General features: G+C 71.0%; 12 protein-coding genes and 1 pseudogene. 8 read left to right on the top strand and 5 right to left on the bottom strand.

The features are described 5' to 3' along the window. Positions 1 to 152: pseudogene (locus tag ACFWY5_RS54580) on the bottom strand (hypothetical protein); the annotation flags it as partial. Between the two features lie 67 nt (positions 153 to 219). On the opposite strand from ACFWY5_RS54580, the gene ACFWY5_RS54575 reads away from it, so the two are divergent. From ACFWY5_RS54575 to ACFWY5_RS54565, 3 genes are read left to right on the top strand one after another with little or no spacing between them, the layout of a single operon-like run. Then, positions 220 to 1,449 (top strand): cytochrome P450, encoded by a 1,230-nt coding sequence (locus ACFWY5_RS54575; RefSeq protein WP_379639851.1) that lies wholly within the window; start codon positions 220 to 222, stop codon positions 1,447 to 1,449. A 42-nt stretch (positions 1,450 to 1,491) separates the two neighbouring features. Beyond that, the gene (locus ACFWY5_RS54570) at positions 1,492 to 3,258 is read left to right on the top strand and encodes an HSP90 family protein (RefSeq protein WP_379639850.1); all 1,767 of its coding nucleotides are present in this window, start codon (positions 1,492 to 1,494) and stop codon (positions 3,256 to 3,258) included. After that, on the top strand, positions 3,255 to 5,555 hold the full coding sequence (locus tag ACFWY5_RS54565) for a hypothetical protein (RefSeq protein WP_379639849.1): 2,301 nt from the start codon (positions 3,255 to 3,257) through the stop codon (positions 5,553 to 5,555). Before ACFWY5_RS54570 ends, ACFWY5_RS54565 begins: the two co-directional genes overlap by 4 nt. On the opposite strand, the gene ACFWY5_RS54560 is transcribed toward ACFWY5_RS54565, so the two are convergent. The 4 genes from ACFWY5_RS54560 to ACFWY5_RS54545 all read right to left on the bottom strand — a co-directional run bounded on the left by ACFWY5_RS54560 (position 5,546) and on the right by ACFWY5_RS54545 (position 10,942). After that, the gene (locus ACFWY5_RS54560) at positions 5,546 to 6,955 is read right to left on the bottom strand and encodes an MFS transporter (RefSeq protein ID WP_379639848.1); all 1,410 of its coding nucleotides are present in this window, start codon (positions 6,953 to 6,955) and stop codon (positions 5,546 to 5,548) included. The genes ACFWY5_RS54565 and ACFWY5_RS54560 overlap by 10 nt on opposite strands. A gap of 54 nt (positions 6,956 to 7,009) precedes the next feature. Continuing rightward, positions 7,010 to 7,594, bottom strand: a complete 585-nt coding sequence (locus tag ACFWY5_RS54555; protein ID WP_379619699.1) for a TetR/AcrR family transcriptional regulator — start codon at positions 7,592 to 7,594, stop codon at positions 7,010 to 7,012. Positions 7,595 to 7,621: 27 nt separating this feature from the next. Then, positions 7,622 to 8,263, bottom strand: a complete 642-nt coding sequence (locus tag ACFWY5_RS54550) for a heme oxygenase (biliverdin-producing) (RefSeq protein WP_379619697.1) — start codon at positions 8,261 to 8,263, stop codon at positions 7,622 to 7,624. A 1,326-nt stretch (positions 8,264 to 9,589) separates the two neighbouring features. After that, positions 9,590 to 10,942, bottom strand: a complete 1,353-nt coding sequence (locus tag ACFWY5_RS54545) for a phenylacetate--CoA ligase family protein (RefSeq protein WP_379639846.1) — start codon at positions 10,940 to 10,942, stop codon at positions 9,590 to 9,592. A gap of 143 nt (positions 10,943 to 11,085) precedes the next feature. Here ACFWY5_RS54545 and ACFWY5_RS54540 point away from each other — a divergent pair, with 143 nt between their 5' ends. The 5 genes from ACFWY5_RS54540 to ACFWY5_RS54520 are packed head-to-tail and all read left to right on the top strand — an operon-like array spanning position 11,086 to position 16,799. After that, positions 11,086 to 12,417 carry an ABC transporter substrate-binding protein gene (locus ACFWY5_RS54540; protein ID WP_379639845.1) on the top strand — a complete coding sequence of 444 codons (1,332 nt, stop codon included), beginning with the start codon at positions 11,086 to 11,088 and terminating at the stop codon, positions 12,415 to 12,417. Next, complete coding sequence (locus tag ACFWY5_RS54535) at positions 12,414 to 13,289, top strand: carbohydrate ABC transporter permease (protein WP_379619691.1); 876 nt, start codon at positions 12,414 to 12,416, stop codon at positions 13,287 to 13,289. The genes ACFWY5_RS54540 and ACFWY5_RS54535 overlap by 4 nt, the downstream gene beginning before the upstream one ends. Beyond that, the gene (locus ACFWY5_RS54530; RefSeq protein ID WP_379619689.1) at positions 13,286 to 14,095 is read left to right on the top strand and encodes a carbohydrate ABC transporter permease; all 810 of its coding nucleotides are present in this window, start codon (positions 13,286 to 13,288) and stop codon (positions 14,093 to 14,095) included. Before ACFWY5_RS54535 ends, ACFWY5_RS54530 begins: the two co-directional genes overlap by 4 nt. Further along, positions 14,092 to 15,810 (top strand): glycoside hydrolase family 36 protein, encoded by a 1,719-nt coding sequence (locus ACFWY5_RS54525; protein ID WP_379639843.1) that lies wholly within the window; start codon positions 14,092 to 14,094, stop codon positions 15,808 to 15,810. Before ACFWY5_RS54530 ends, ACFWY5_RS54525 begins: the two co-directional genes overlap by 4 nt. Continuing rightward, complete coding sequence (locus ACFWY5_RS54520; RefSeq protein WP_379619685.1) at positions 15,807 to 16,799, top strand: LacI family DNA-binding transcriptional regulator; 993 nt, start codon at positions 15,807 to 15,809, stop codon at positions 16,797 to 16,799. The genes ACFWY5_RS54525 and ACFWY5_RS54520 overlap by 4 nt, the downstream gene beginning before the upstream one ends. Positions 16,800 to 16,846 lie beyond the last annotated feature (47 nt).

Raw genomic sequence — 16,846 nt, 5'->3', positions numbered from 1 at the left:
GCCCTGGAGCCGGTGTACGGCGCCGCCACCGCGAGGTCGGCGCGGCCGTCGTCGTCGAAGTCGGCGAGCCGCCCGCCGCACCCGGCGGAGGCGCCCGCGGAGGCGGGGGAGAGCAGGGGCACGACCAGGCAGGCGGCCAGCAAAGCGTTCATGTCTCCAGTGATGTCCGCACCGGCCGAACCCGGCATGAACACGGCGGGAACGTGCCACGATAGGCGGGTGAGCATCGACCTCGCGGATCTGGATTTCTGGCGCAGACCCCTGAAAGAACGGCACGAAGCCTTCGCCCGGCTCCGCCAGCTCGACCGGCCGGTGTTCTTCCCGGAGAAGAAGATCCCCTTCTTACGCTCCGGCGCGGGTTTCTACGCCCTGGTCCGCCACGCCGACGTCGTGGAGGCCAGCCGCAACGCCAAGGTGTTCTCCAGCGAGCCCGCGGTCACGAACCCGGAGCCGCCGGGCTGGGTCAAGCACGTGTTCGGCGAGTCCATGGTCAACCTGGACGATCCCCGGCACGCCCGGCTGCGCCGTATCGTCACCCGCTCCTTCAGCCCCCGCATGCTGGGCAACCTCCAGAACGACATCGACGCCGCCTGTACGCGCATCGTCGACGACGTCGTGGCCCAGGGCCCCGGCGACTTCGTCGGGCAGGTGGCGGCCCGCCTGCCCATCCACGTCATCTGCGACATGATGGGCATCCCCCAGCGATACCGGGCCAAGGTCCACGAGCACGTCGACGTCTCCACCGCCTACACCGGCGTGCGCCCGAGCCTGCTGCGCAGCGTCGCGCTGGCCGGGCAGAACATGCTCGCCCTGCTCGCCCTGCAGCGCCTGGTCATCAAGCTCGGCCACGAGCGCCAGCGCGAGCCCACGGGCGACCTGGTCTCGCTGCTGGTCAACGCCAACCCCGACGGCGAGCGGCTGACCGACAAGGAGCTCGGTTCGTTCTTCGCGCTGCTGCTGGTCGCCGGCAACGAGACCGCACGCAACACGATGGCCCACGGCATCAAGCTCCTCACCGACCACCCCGCCCAGCGTGAGCTGCTGCTCGGCGACTTCGACGCCCGCATCGGCGGCGCGATCGAGGAGATGGTCCGGCACGTCTCGCCGATCATCCAGTTCCGCCGCACGGTGACGGAGGACTACGAGCTGCGCGGCCTGCACCTGAAGAAGGGCGACAAGGTGGTGCTCTTCTACGGCTCCGCCAACCGCGACGAGAGCGTCTTCCCCGACCCGGACGCCTTCGACATCACCCGCGACACCAAGCCGCACGTGGGCTTCGGCGGACCGGGGCCGCACTTCTGCCTCGGCGCCAACCTGGCCAGGCAGGAGATGCGCTCGATGTTCCGCGAGCTGTTCACCCGGCTTCCGGAGATCAGGACGGTGGGCGAGCCCGAGCTCCTGCTGTCCAACTTCGACAACAGTGTCCGGACGCAGCGCTTCACAGGCTAACAATTCGGCTTATGTCACCCGGGGGAACTAGGGTGACTCGGCGTGGAGAACGCCTTTCAAGTTGACCTGCGCGGTGTCGTCGATCTCCTGAGCCGGCACCTGTATTCCAGCCCGCGTGTCTACGTGCGCGAGCTGCTGCAGAACGCCGCCGACGCGATCACGGCCCGCCGTACCGGCGACCCCGACGCCCCCGCGGCGGTGACGATCGAGGTCGGCGACGGCCGGATCGAGGTCAGCGACAGCGGCGTCGGGCTCACCGAGGACGAGGTTCACCTCCTGCTGGCCACGATCGGCCGCTCCTCCAAGCGCGACGAGCTCGGCTTCGCCCGCCACGAGTTCCTCGGCCAGTTCGGCATCGGGCTTTTGTCCGGCTTCCTCGTCGCCGACGAGATCCGCGTCGAGACCAGGTCCGTCACCGGCGCGCCCACGGTCGTGTGGACCGGCCGCTCCGACGGCCGCTACAGCGTCGAAGCCGCCCAGGCCGAACGCGCCGAGCCGGGCACCACCGTCACCCTGGCCGTACGCGCCGACGCCGCCGACTGGGTCACCGAGCGCACCGTCACCGAACTGGCCGGGCTCTACGGCTCGCTGCTGCCGATCGACGTCACCGTCAACGGCCGCCCCACCACCGTCGGCGGCCCGCCCTGGCAGGCCCGCCACGACGGCCCGGAAGACCGGCGCGCCGCCCTCCTCGCCTACGGGCGCGAGCTGTTCGGCTTCACCCCGTTCGACGTACTCGACCTGAACGTCCCCGAAGCCGGGCTGAGCGGCGCCGCGTTCATCCTGCCCAGCCAGGCCAACCCCGCCGTCAAGGGCGCCCACCGCGTCTACCTCAAGCGCATGCTCCTCACCGAGCACGCCGAAGGGCTGCTGCCCGGGTGGGCGTTCTTCGCCCGCTGCGTCGTCGACGCCGGCGAGCTGCGCCCCACCGCCTCCCGCGAGGCGCTCTACGAGGACGACCTGCTGGAGCACGTACGCGAGCAGCTCGGCGCCCAGCTGCGCGCCTGGCTGGTACGGCTGGCCGAGACCGACCCGGACGGCCTGCGCGCCTTCCTGCGCCTGCACCACCTCGGCGTCAAGGCCCTGGCCCTGCACGACGACGACATGCTCCGGCTGGTCGACCGCTGGCTCGAGTACGAGACCAGCTCAGGACCCATGACCCTCGCCCAGTTCCGCGCCCTGCACCCGCGCGGACGCTACACCGCGAGCGTCGATGAGTTCCGCCAGCTCGCCGGCGTCTCCGGCGCCCAGGGCATCGGCCTGCTCAACGGCGGCTACGTCTACGACGGCGACATCCTGCGCGGCCTGTCCCGCATCGACCCCGAGGCCCGCCTCGAACCCCTCGACCCCGCCGAGCTGGCCACCCACCTCGCCCCGGTCGACCCGGCCGCCGAGCTGGCCGCCCGCCCCTTCCTCAACGCCGCCGCCCGCGCCCTCGACCCGCTGGGCTGCGAGGTCGTGCTGCGCGACTTCGACCCCGCCTCGCTGTCGGCCCTGTACCTGACCAGCCGTGCCGCCGAGCACCACGCCCAGCTGCGCGAGGCCAAGGAGGCCAGTGACGAGCTGTGGGCCGACGTGCTCGGCGCGATGGAGCGCTCCCTGGCCGCCGACCGGCCCCGTCTCGTGCTCAACCACCGCAACCCGCTCGTGCGCAAGGTGCTGTCGCTCAGCGACATGAACCTCGCCGGAACCGCCGTCGAAGCCCTCTACGGCATGGCGCTCCTGCACGGCCACCACCCGCTGCGCCCGGCCGACAGCGCCGCACTCAACCGCTCCTTCCTCGGACTCCTTGATTGGGCCACTTCGTGATCGACATCGACGACCTCATCGACGAAGCCTCCGACCTGCCCTACGGCGAGGCCAGGACCCTGCTCCTGGAGCAGGCGCTGCGCCACGCTGAGTCGGGCGGCGACCGCGAACAGATCCTCGCGGTGCGGATGGAGCTCACCGAGGCCTACCAGTTCGGCTCGGAACCGGCCAAGTCGTTCGCCACCTTCTCCCGCTGCGTGGCCGACTTCGACGCCGACCCCGAACTGTTCGACGACTGGCAGACGCACACGCTGCTGTGGCAGTACAAGTGGATCGTCGACTCCATGCGCGACTTCCCGCAGGTCCCGCTGGGCCGCGCGCACGACGCGCTGGCCGAGATGGAGCGCCGCTACCGCGAGGCGGGCGCCGGGCTGCACGCCGTGCACGCCCAGCGCTGCATGGTCGCCGGGCACGTCGGCGACCGGGCCGCCGCCGAGGAGCACTTCCACCACTGGAGCATCACGCCGCGCGACGAGATGTCCGACTGCGAGGGCTGCGACCCCGACGGCAAGATCATGCACCTGGCCGCGCTCGGCCGCGACGAGGAAGCGGTCACGCTCGCCGCCCCGGTTGTCGCCGGGCACCTGACTTGCGAGAACCAGCCGCAGAGCATCCTCAGCTGCCTCCTGCTGCCCTACGTCAGGACGGGCCGGCACGCCGAAGCCGCCCAGGCCCACCTCAAGGCGTACCGGCTGATCCAGGCCCTTCCCCACTACACCAGCAACCTCGACCTCCACCTGGAGTTCCTGGCTCGTACCGGCAACGAGAGCCGCGGACTCGAGATCCTGCAGCGCGAGCTGCCGCGGCTGGAGGAGCGGGCCTCGCCGCACACGCTCATGACCTTCCTGGGCGCGGCCGGGCTGCTGCTGCGCCGCCTGGAGGAGCTCGGCCACGGCGACCTCGCCGTCGCCGTGGGCGGCGCCGAGACGTCCGTCGCCGCGCTGCGGGCCGAGGTGACCGGGCGGGCGCGCGAGCTCGCCGCCGCCTTCGACACCCGCAACGGCACCCGGGAGCAGAGCTCCAGGATCGAGGCCTGCCTGACGGCGGAGCCGCTGGTCGACCACCTTCCCCTGGTGCCCCACGCGCGCCGCGTCACCCTTTCCGGTACGGCGCCCGCGGAGGAGACCCTCCCCTCGATCAAGGTTTCCGGCGCCGACCAGGCCGTGGCCGAGCTCGCTCGCCTGGCCGGGGAGCACGCCGAGGCCGGACGCCGCCAGGAGGCGCTCGACCTGCTCGTCGGCACGCGCGATGGCTCACTGCTGCTGATGCGCGCCCGCCTGGAGGAGCCCGTCACGGCCGCCCGCACCCTGCGCGCCGCCCGCGTGGCCCTGCGCGCGGAAGGCGACCTCGCCCAGCTGGCCACCGCCGCCCTGATCCACGGCGAACTCCTGCGCCACCTGGCCACGACCCCTCAGGACACCGAGCTGGACACCACCCCGGACGAGCTGCCGGAGGAGCCGGGCTCGCTGGAGGAGCTCCTGGCCGCCTACGGCGAGGCCGCCGCGGTGAGCAGGGACCCGGAGCAGCGGGCCGTCGCCCACGCGGTGCGCGGCGAGGTGCTGGTCGCGGTCGACCGGCCAGAGGAGGCGGCCGAGGACCTGATCGAGGCGGTGGCCCTGTTCACCGCGCTGGGCGGCACCGCCAACGCCGCGCTGGCCCGCGTCGACCTGGCCGCCGCGTACCTGTCCACGGACCGGGTGGTCGAGGCCGCCATCGCCGCGGAGGAGGCGCTCGGCCTCCTGGAACCCGGCGACTACGACAACCGCGTCAACGCCCAGTGGACCAGGGCGCACGCCCGCCGCATGCTCGGCGAACGGGAGGCGGCGCTGGCCGACTTCACCGAGCTGGCCGGGCTCTACGCCGAGCCGATCCGCGCCGCCCGCGCCTGGGAGGCGGCCGGCATGCTGCTGGGCGAGCTCGACCGGGACGAGGAGTCGTCCGGCGCGTTCTCCCAGGCCGTCCAGAACTACGTGGACGCCGGCGCCCGCGACGAGGCCGGCACCGCGATGCGCAAGCAGCTGTCCGCCCTGTACTGGGCCGACCAGGCCAAGGCCGCGCTGGAGGCGGTGGCGCCGGTCAGGGACTTCCTGCGTACGCTCGACGGCGAGCAGGCGGCGTTCGAGCTGGCGGCGCTCGACTACGACGAGGCCAGGATGCTGCTCTCGCTCGACCGCCACGAGGAGGCGGCGATCCGCGCCCGCGCGGCGGTCGCCGCCTTCACCGCCCTCGACCTGGCCGACCTCGCGGAAGCCGCCGCCGACCTCCTGGAGCACCTCGAACAGCCGGATCAGGACTGAACGTTCTCGTCCTCCTCGTCGGGGGCGAGCACGTTCCGCCGGATCGTGACCACCGTGATCAGCGCGGCCACCAGCATCATGCCCGCGCTGACCAGCATCGCCATCTCGAAGCCCGCGTCGAACACCCCGGGCTTCTTGAAGGCGTCGCCCACCAGCCCCACCACCGGCGGGATGGCGGCCACGGCGAACAGGCTGCCGGTCCTGGCCACCGCGTTGTTGACGCCGCTGGCCGTACCGGCGTAGCGCTCCTGCGCGCTGGCCAGGACGGTGGCGGTGAGCGGGGCGACCACCGCCGACAGGCCCAGGCCGAAGAGCGTGACCGACGGCATGACCTGCAGCCAGTACGAGGAGCCTTCGCCGATCGTGCCCATCCACAGGAACGCCGCCCCGGCCACCAGGATGCCGATCGTCATGGGCCAGCGCGGCCCGACCCGCTTGGCCAGCTCGCCCGCCCGCGCTGACAGCAGCAGCATGAGGATCGTCACCGGCAGCATGGCCGAGCCCGCGGCGATCGGGCCGAACCCGGACACCACCAGCAACTGCACGACCAGCAGGAAGAAGACGACGCCCATGGCCGCGTAGACGATGAACGTGACCACGTTGATCGCGGTGAACACGTGGTCGCGGAAGATCCCGACCGGCACGAGCGCGTCGGGCGAACGCCGTACCTGCACCCAGACGAACGCGGCGCCCAGCAGGAGCCCGGCGATGAGCGGGACGGGTGTGCCCGTCTCGATGAGGCCGTAGGTGATGCCGGCCAGCGCGAGCGCGGCGAGCACCGCGCCGAGCACGTCGAAGCGGCCCGTGGCCTGCTCGTCGCGCGTCTCGGGCACGTGCCTGATCGTCACCCACACCACGAGCGCGGCGAACGGCAGGTTGATGAGGAACGCCCACCGCCAGCCGGCCGACTGCACCAGCCAGCCGCCCAGCAGCGGGCCGATCGCGCTGGCCACGCCGCCGAGCCCGGACCAGGCGCCCACCGCGCGCGGACGTTCGCCGCGCACGAACGAGGCCTGGATGATCGCCAGGGAGCCCGGCGTGAGCAGCGCGCCGCCGATGCCCTGCAGGGCGCGGGCGGCGATGAGCATCTCGATGTTCTGCGCCGCCCCGCACAACGCGGAGGCGATCGCGAACCAGACGGTTCCGATCAGGAAGACCTTGCGCCTGCCGTAGCGGTCGCCGAGTGAGCCGCCGAGCAGGATGAGACCGGCCAGCGTGAGGGTGTAGGCGTTCACCGTCCACTGCAGCCCGGCCATGTCGGCCTTCAACTCCTCGCCGAGGGCCGGCAGCGCGACGTTGACCACGGTGCTGTCGAGCATGGCAAGCCCCGAGCCCAGCACGGTCGCCGCGAGGATCCACCGCCCCTGTGCGGATTTAAGAGTGATGTGGCCGTTGTCCATGGGGCAATCCTGTCACCGGGCTCTGAGAACGCTCGGCCGCCCCCGGGTTGCGCGTCAGCCGTGGCCCAGCGCGCGCAGGACGAAACCGGAGACCAGCTTCTCCGCCTCTTCCGGCGTCAGCGTCCCGCTGATCAGGGGAACCCGCTCGGCCCCGATCACCGCGAGGATCATCCGCGCGGTCGCCTCCACGTCGGTGACCTGGAAGGCTCCGCTCTCCAGAATCCCGACGAGCACCCGCTGCATCGGCGCCACATGCTCGGCCAGCTGCTGGTAGGCGTCGGGGCCGAGGGTGGCGCTCAGGTCGGCGGCGCCGGGGTGCGGGTGAGCCAGCAGCCCGGCCAGCTGCAGGCGGATGAACGCGCGCAGCCGGTCGGCGGGGGAGGCGTCCGCGGGCAGGTCACGCTCGTAGCTGTCGAGAAAGTACTGGGTGACCCGCTCGGTGAAGGCCAGCAGCAGCGCGGCCTTGTCCGGGTAGTAGTTGTAGAGCACCGTGCGGGTGATGCCGGCCTCACTGGCCACGTCGGTCATCGAGATGGCATCGATCCCGTGCACGCGCGACAGCCGCGAGACCGCCTGCAGGATGCGGTCCTGCGTCTGGGCGCGGTGCTCGCCTATGGTCGCGGCGCTGATCCGGGGCATGACCTCATGTTAGGCGTACGGCGCCGCCTAAGCCGCTGCCTTGACCGTGTGAAGGAGTTCGGCCAGGACCTCGGTGTTGAGCTGGTAGGCCAGTTTGACCTCGCGGATCACCCGCCGCTGCTCGCGATCGTCGAGGTTGAGCGCGTCCAGGCGGGTCCGGTACTCGTTCTTGAACCGGGGCAGGCTGCCCACCTGGTCGAAGATGTAGAAGTCGACGCCGCCGCCCTTGGAGTAGCCGTAGATCTTCTGCAGCTCCATCCGGATGAACTGGCCGCCGGACAGGTCGCCCATGTACCGCGTGTAGTGGTGGGCGACGTAGCCGCAGGGCCAGTCGGCGACCTGGTTGATCCTGGCCACGAGGGTGCGGGTGGCCTTGGAGGGGGCGATCCGGTCGCGCCAGGCGGGGCCGTAGACGGTGTGGAGGTCGCGTTCCAGGGCTTCCTGGCGGTAGAGCTCGGGGAAGACGAAGCGGCCGGCGACCGGGTCTCCGGCCAGCGCCTTGGACGCGCCGTCGAGGGCCAGGTAGGCGAAGTAGTGCTGGGCGATCATCTCGCCATACTCCTCCGCGCTCAGGCGGCCGCCCATGAGCTCCTTGAGGTAGCTCTCGTCCTCGGCCGACTCGTGGTCGGCCCAGGTGGCGGTCTTCAGGATCTCGGAGAACGACGTCACGGCTCACCCCGTACTGGACTGGTGTTTCACGACACAGTGTCACAAAGCGTGGGGCGGCCGTCAAGCTGACACTGTGTCATCAACCCTTGGGGAACGCTATGCGAAACGCATAACCGCGAAGATCACTCCTTACTTTCGTGGGGCGAGTGACGGGCGTGATATTTGTTGGCTAGCGGGGTGATGTGTCCGATAAGCGGAGCGTCGGGAACTCCGATACTCTCTTGCTTCAAGCACGGCGGACGCGAAGAAACCTCGCGTCGGGGCTGTGCTTCCCCACCTGAAATCACCCCGGGAACGTTCCTAGGGGTGATTTCTCGATTTCGCCATTCTTGGGCCCTATAAAGGCCCCTTTGGGGACGAGAGGGATTTATCACGGCGTACCTGTTGCAGCAGGTATGCCGCGTCCCTCCCGTCCCTTCGACTCACCAAGGTGAAGGTAAGGAGTCGAGTGATGACCAAACATCATCCGCTGATGTTCATCATCGCGAGCAGGCGGCCCGTTACACCCGGCCCCCGGGCCCACCCCAGGTGCCCGCGCGGCCCTTGGGATGCCCGGGTCCGGCTGGGGAGCCGACCGGGAGCCCGGTGAACCCGTTGACCGGGAGGGGGCATGTTCGCCGCTCACCAGAAGACGCCGGAGGGGCGCCGGCGGTTGCCATGTCATGCCCAACCCACCTCCCCCCACCCACCCCCGCACCCTCGGCCTGTCCCACCCCCGCGGGCACCGCTGCGCCCACCCCCGCACCCTTCCCCCGTCCCGGACCCACCCCCACGGGCACCGCCCCACCGGCCCCCGTCCCGACCGGCCCTCCGCCCCGGCCGACCCGCCCCGCGCCCCGCACCACCCCTGGCCCGCTCCCGGACCGCCCTTGCCCCACCCCTGGCCAGCCTCTCGCCTCCGGCACGTGCCCACCGCCCCCGCACGTGCCCACCGCCCCGGCACGTGCCCACTGCCCTGGCACGGCACGTGCCACCGGCGGGCGTGGCCCTTGCCGGTGTGCCCTGGGTGGCTGGGCGCTGTGCGCGTTGCGCCGGGTTCCGGGCGCGGCGGTGCTCGCCGTACCGGCGCTCAAGAGCGTGGGAGGGGCGCGTGCTCTGGGGTGGGCGTCGCCCGCACAGGCCATTGCCCGGCACTGCCTTGCCCCGCGCCGCCTGCCCCGCGCCGCGCCGCATGGCCCGCGCCGCCCGCCCCGCGCCGCGCGCCGCATGGCCCGCGCCGCGCCGCCTTGCCCGCGCCGCCTTGCCCTGCGCGGGTCTTGCCCCTTGCGGGGTTGATCCGGCGATCGAGGGTGCGGGGAGGGGGTGCGTGTTCTCGGGTGGCTGGAGTTACGGGGGTGGGCGGGTGTAGCGGTGTTTGGTGCCGGGTGGGAAGTAGGTGGGGTCGGCGGTTTCGCGTAGGTGGATTGTTGGGGTTTGGTGGGGTTGTGGGACGTAGGCGGTGAACTCGCTGTTCAGGCGGTTCAGCTGGGTGCGGATTGAGGTGGCGGCCATTCTGGACAGGCTTGGGGTGGGTTCGGTGCCGGGGGCGAGTTCTATGGTGATGGTGAGGTGGCGGTTCCTGGTGTCGTCCTCTTCCACCTGCATGACGAATTTTCCGGTGACCGAGCCGGCGATCTCCGGCTGCTCCAGGCCGATGGCGATGTTCTCCGGGTAGATGTTGGCGCCGTAGTACGACACGGTGAAGTGGCTGCGGCCGAACACGTACGCGAACGGGTGCTCGGGGCCGGGGGCCGACGGGGTGAGGCCGTGGGACCGGGCGAAGGTGAGCATGTCCGGGTACGGGATGAGGCCGCCTTCGTCGGCGATGTGGTAGCGGATCAGCGGGATGCCGTTGTCGCCGGTGAACACCAGCGTGCCCGCGTGCTCCTCGAAGTAGCGCACGCCCGGGTCGTACTGGACCAGCGTGGGCAGCCGGGACTCCCCGAACAGCCTCCTGGCCAGGTCGGGACGGCCTGACAGGAAGCGGCGCAGTTCGATGGAGAGCGGGGTCTCGTTGCCGAGGACGCCCGCGTCGGCGGTGCCGTACAGGCTGGCGGTGGATGTGACGGGGTCGGCGATGCCGGCGCGCTCGCACACCAGCGTGCGCCACTCCTCGCTGAAGACCTCGCCCGCCGTGACCAGCTTCAGGTTGTACGCGGCCCAGCCGGACCCGGCGTCGATCACGTCCTTCAGGAACGGCGGGTAGCCGAGCAGGACGACCTGGTCGAAATGCGGCGCCAGCGGCGGGATCACCCGCAGGATCTCGCGTTTGTCGCTGCCGGGCGCGATCGCGGTGACGCGGTGGCCGCGCTCGGCCAGGTGGCGCACGCAGTTGAGCGTGAACAGGCCGCCCACCCAGGTGCCGAGGGCGAAGCAGACGACGGCGAGCGTACGGCGGGAGCGGGTCTCGAAGGCGTCGAACACCTCCTCGAAGCGGTCGGCGATGACCCGCTCGTCGGCGGCGGAGCGGGGCCAGAAGGACGGTTCGCCGGTCGAGCCGGAGGAGACGGCGATCATGTCGCCGATCACGCCGCCCCTGCACAGGTCGGGCAGAGGGTAGCGGCGCGTGTAGGTGTCCTTGGTGGTCAGCGGGAGGTCGTGGAACGGCGTGGCGCGGGGGTCGGCGCCGTGCGCGGCGAGGAAGGCGCGGTAGGCGGGCACGCTGTCCGCCACGTCGTGGAAGAGCTGGACCGGATCCACGGTGCGACTGTACGCCACCTCGGACTTGCTGCGCAGCTGTCACAGAATCACGAAAGTTTTCATCGAAGGATTGCAAGCGCGGAAATGCCCCGGTAACGTCCCGGGCAATCCTCGCGAACCCCCCCCCACAGGAGAGACCGCCCATGTACCGTCGCCGTTTCCTCCAGCTCAGCGCCCTGGCCGCCGGAGGCACCCTGCTCAGCGCCTGCGGCGGAGGTGGCGCCCAACCGGTCAAGGCTGGCCCCACCGGCACCGCCGCGACCGGCGAGATCACCGTGTGGAGCTGGCAGGGGCCGGCGGCGATGATGAAGGAGCTGGTCCCGGCCTTCACCAAGCAGTTCCCCGGCGTCAAGGTCGACGTCCAGGACATCGGCAACCCGGCCATCTGGGACAAGATCACGACCGGGCTCGCCGCCGGAGGGCAGGGGCTGGGCGACGTGCTGCACATCGGCGTCGACTACCTGCCCGCCTATATCGAGAAATTTCCGGACGGCCTCGCCGACCTCGTCCCCCTCGGCGCCGACAAGCACAAAGGCAGCTTCGCCCAGGGCATGTGGGAGACCGTCAGCCGCTCCGGCAAGGTCTACGCCCTGCCCTGGGAGGCCAACTCCGCCGGCTTCTACTACCGCGCCGACCTCTTCGAGAAGGCCGGCGTCGACGTCGAGGCCGTCCAGACCTGGGACGAGATGATCGAGGCCGGGATCAAGCTCAAGGAGAAGACCGGCGTCCAGCTCCTCGGCATCGACAAGGCCGCCACCCAGGCCGACTCCGCCAACCTGTTCCAGGCGCTCATGCAGCTCCAGGACGCCTTCTACTTCGACATGCAGGGCAACATCACCCTCGACTCGCCCGCCGGGGTCACCGCGCTGACCATCATCAAGAAGCTCAACGACGCCGGCCTGGTCGCCGACTACGGCGGCGGCTGGGAGGCGATGATCGGCTCGATCAAGAAGGGCGGCGTGGCCGTCCAGCCGATGCCCACCTGGTTCGGCGGCATCATCGAGGAGACCGTCCCGGCCGAGAAGGGCAAGTGGAAGGTACGGCTCCCGCCCGCCGTCACCCAGGGCGGCAAGACCTCGGCTGTCGTCAACTCCACCCACCTGGCCGTCACCGGCACCAGCAAGCACCGCGAGGCGGCGTTCGCCTTCGCCGAGTTCGTGCTGACCCGCCCGGAGAACCAGGTCGCGATCTACAAGGGCAAGGGCATCGCGCCGGCGCTCATGTCCGCCTACGAGGACCCGGCCTTCCACGAGGCGTCGCCGTTCTTCGGCGGTCAGAAGAAGGGCGAGATCTTCCTCGACTCGCTCAAGCAGCCCTCCTACGTCACCAACTACTCCGCCGACTACCCGCGCGCGCTCAAGGCCGTCACCGACGCGCAGACGAAGGTGCTGCTCAAGGGCGCCGACCCGGCAGCGGTGCTCAAGGAGGCGGCCGACCTGCTCGCCGGCCAGACCGGCCGCAAGGTGCTGCGGTGACGGTGAGCGCCCTCAGGTCGCCGATGCGGCTGGCGCCGTACCTGTTCGTGCTGCCCGCCGTCGGGCTGTTCGCGATCTTCAAGCTGTACCCGATCGCCTGGTCGTTCGTGCTCAGCCTGTTCAGGACCGACGGGGCGCTGCAGACGTTCGCCGGCACCGCGAACTACGAGCGCCTGGCCGGCGACCCGCTGTTCTGGACGGCGCTGCGCAACACCGCGCTCATCATGGTCGTGCAGGTGCCGCTGATGCTGGGGATCGCGATCGCGCTGGCGGTGGCGTTCAACTCGCCGCTGCTGAAGATGAAGGCGTTCTTCCGGCTGGGCTTCTTCCTGCCGATGGTGACCGGGCTGGTGGCGTACGGCATCCTGTTCGGGGTCCTGCTCAACCCGCAGGGCGGGCTGGTCAACTGGTTCCTCGGGCTGTTCGGCGTCCCGGAGATCCCCTGGCTCACCGACACCCTGTGGGCGCGCATCGCCGTCGGCCTCGCGCTGACCTGGCACTACACCGGCTACAACGCGGTCATCTACCTGGCCAGGCTGCAGGCGCTGCCCAAGGACCACTACGACGCGGCCTCGGTCGACGGCGCGGGCGCCTGGCGCCGGTTCTGGCACGTGACGCTGCCGGGACTGCGGCCGGTGCTGCTGCTCACGGTGGTCATGTCGACGATCGGCACGCTGCAGCTGTTCGACGAGCCGTACGTGCTGACCGGCGGCGGACCCGACAACGCCACCCTGACGCTCGGCATGTACCTCTACATGAACGGCTTCCGCTACTTCGACTTCGGCTACGCCTCGGCCATCGCCTACGCGCTGGCGGTCATCATCGCGATCCTCGGCATCGTGCAGTTCAAGTTCCTGGGTGAAAAATCATGAGAAAGGTGATGCTGACCTCGACGCTGCTCATCACCGTCACCGTCGTCCTGGTGCCGTTCTACTGGCTGGCGATCGCGAGCACCCACAGCACCGGCGACATCTTCGGCAGCCCGCCCCCGCTGCTGCCCGGCGGCCACCTCCTGGACAACCTCGCCAACCTCGAAGAGGGCATCGGCTTCAGCAGGACCGTGCTCAACTCCCTGCTGATCTCGCTGATCTACACGATCCTGTCCGGCGCTGTCTGCACCCTGGCCGGGTACGGCTTCGCCAAGTACTCCTTCAAAGGCAGGGAACTCCTGTTCGGCCTGCTCATGCTCGGCCTGGTGATCCCGAGCCAGGTGACGCTGGTGCCGTTGTTCAAGATGATGCTGGCACTCGACTGGCTCAACACCTACCAGGCCATCGTCCTGCCGAACCTGGCGCTGCCGTTCGGGATCTTCCTGATGCGCCAGAGCATGTCCGCGCTCCCGGACGAGCTCCTGGCGGCCGGCCGCGCCGACGGCTGCGGCGAACTGCGGTTGTTCATCCGCATCGTCCTGCCGCCGATGCGCCCGGCCCTGGCCGCCCTGGGCATCTACCTGTTCCTCTACCAGTGGAACGACTTCGTCTGGCCCCTCATCGCGCTCCGTACCAAGGACGCCTACACCATCCCGCTGGCCATCGCCTCCCTGCAGGGCGCCACGGAGACCGACTACGGCCAGATCCTCGCCGGAACGGCCGTCGCCGCCCTCCCGATGGCCGTGCTGTTCCTGTTGCTGCAACGACACTTCGTGTCCGGACTTCTCGCTGGAGCTGTGAAAGAGTGAGCGTCACGACGGCGGGGCTGATGCCCGTGCCCACCGCCCACCTGCTCGATGACGTACGGCTGGCGGTGCTGCCCCCCTCCGCGCGCAGGGAGCCGAAGCGGCTGCCCGGCGGCGCCGCGGTGCTGGAGATCCACTCCGGGGAGGAGATGGAGATCCGGTTGTCGGTGGCGCTCGGGGACGCGGTGGGGTTCTGGCACCCCGACTGCCGCTGGAGCCGGACGATCGTCGCCGACTGGGCGGGGCGGGCCGAGATCTCGCTGGTCAAGGGGGCCGCGGCCGGCTGCCTCTATGACAGCTCCGGCCGGACGATGCTGGCCTTCGCCGCCGCCGATCCGGTGCCCGAGTGTTCCATGCGGTTCGGGGTGTCGGAGGAGAACAAGGCTTTCGTGGTGCATCTGCGGGCGCCCGCCGGGACCTACCGGCTCTACCTCGCGCCCCGGTCGGCGAGTGTCGCGGTGGCGATGCGGCTGCTGCGGGCCGAGCTGGGACGGGGGCTCGCGCCGGTGCCCGCCGCGGCCCGGGAGCCGGTCTACTCCACCTGGTACGGCTTCAGCCAGGCCGTCGAGGCGGCGGCCGTGGAGGAGGAGGCCCGGCTGGCGGCGGAGCTGGGCTGCGGTGTGGTCATCGTGGACGACGGCTGGCAGGAGAAGGGGAACGGGCGCGGCTATCCGGGTGTGGGCGACTGGCAACCCGATGTCACGAAATTTCCGGACCTGGCGGGTCATGTCGCCCGGGTCCGGGCGCTCGGCCTCAAGTATCTGCTCTGGGTCGCGCCGCTCCTGCTCGGGGCCGAGGCGGACTGCTTCGACGCGCTCGCCCGGTACGCCCCCGCCTCCGGCGGCCCGCCCGGCGCCCGCGTGCTCGACCCCCGCCGCCCCGAGGTCCGGCGGCACGTCGTGGACACGTGCGCCCGCCTGGTCCACGACTACGGCCTCGACGGGCTGAAGATCGACTTCCTGGACGACGCCATGGTCTACGCCGGCAAGCCCACCCACGGCGACGTCGCCGACGTGGGCGAGGCCATGCGCCTCCTGCTGACCGAGGTACGGGCGGCGCTGGGGCCCGAGGCGCTGATCGAGCTGCGGCAGCCGTATGTGGGGCCGGGCATGGCGGGCTTCGGGAACATGCTGCGGGCCGACGACTGCCCCGCCGACGCCGTGGCCAACCGGGTGCGCACGATCGACGTCGGGCTGCTGGCCGTGCGCGGGGCCGTTCACTCCGACATGCTCATGTGGGACCCGGCCGCGCCGCCCGCGAGCGCCGCCAGGCAGCTGATCGGGGCGCTGCACGCCGTACCGCAGATCTCCGCGCGGCTGGCAGGGCTCGGCGGAGAGCAGCGCGAGATGCTGCGCTTCTGGCTCGCGCAGTGGCGGCGGTTGCGTCCGCTGCTGCTCGACGGCGAGGTCGAGCCGGGCCGTCCGGACGAGCTCTACCCCGTCGTGCGGGCCGCGCGCGGCGACGCCTGCGTCATCACCGTCACGGCCGAGCGGGTAGCGGTCCTGGACACCGCCGGGCACCGTAAGATCACCTTGGTCAACGGTACGGCTTCGCCGCGCCTCGTCCTCGACGTGGCCGGGCCTGGAGGGGTGTTCGCCACCGTGGTCCACGACGCCGCCGGCCGTATCATCGAGCGGGCGCGGCGGCGGCTGGAGCCCGGCCTGAGCGTGCTGTCCGTGCCGCCCTCCGGGCTGGCGACTCTGGAGGGGACCCCGTGAAGATCGGCATCACCGAGCTGGCCGCCCGCGCGGGCGTGAGCGAGGCCACGGTCAGCCGGGTCATCAACCGGCGCTCCGGGGTCGCCGCCAAGACCCGCGAGGCCGTCGAGCGCGCCATGAACGAGCTCGGCTACGAACGCTCCACCCGCGGCCAGATCGTCGCGGTGATCACGCCGTGGCTGTCGAACCCGTTCTTCTCCGAGGCCAGCGAGCTGATCGAGGCGGCGCTGGCGCCCCACGGGCTCAAGGGCGTGCTCTGCCCGGCGCTGCCCGGCGGCATACAGGAGCGCGAGTTCGTCACGTCGCTGGCCGACCACGGCGTCGCGGCGGTGGTGTTCCTGTCGGCCAGCAACACCGTCGAGGGCGCCGACCCCGAGACCTTCAACGTGCTGGCGGCGCGCCGCATCCCGTTCGTCGGCGTCAACGGCGGATTCGAGGGCCACGACGCGCCCGTCTACTCCACCGACGACTTCCAGTCGGCCGAGCTGGCCGTCGACCACCTGTGGGCGCTGGGGCACCGCGCGATCGGCATCGCCTCGGGCCCGGTCGGCAACCAGCCCGCCGACCGGCGGGTCAAGGGCTTCCGCGCGGCGCTGGCCAGGCGCGGCGCCACCGAGACCGAGCGGTGGATCGTCCGGCAGCACTACACCATCGAGGGCGGCCAGTCCGCCGCGCTGAGCCTGCTCAAGCAGGGTGTGACCGCGATCGTCGCGGCCAGCGACTTCATGGCGCTCGGCGTGATCCGCGGGGCCCGCCGCGAGGGCCTGTCGGTGCCCGCCGACCTGTCCGTGGTCGGGCACGACGGCTCCATGATCATGGAGTTCGCCGACCCGCCGCTGACCACCGTACGCCAGCCGGTCGACCGGCTGGCCAAGGAGGTCGCCCGGGGAGTGGTCGCGCTGGTGAGCGGCCGCGAGGTGCCCACGGGCGAGCTGTTGTTCAACCCCGAACTGGTCGTGCGCGGCTCCACGGCTCCGCCCCGCGCCTGACCTCTTTCGTCCCGGTCCCTTCCTTCCGCAGTTCCGCACGATTCATC

It is taken from the genome of Nonomuraea sp. NPDC059007 (assembly GCF_042740555.1).
Classification (GTDB): Bacteria; Actinomycetota; Actinomycetes; order Streptosporangiales; family Streptosporangiaceae; genus Nonomuraea.
Note: the sequence above shows the minus strand (reverse complement) of the source record. Positions and strands in the feature narration are given on the sequence as shown.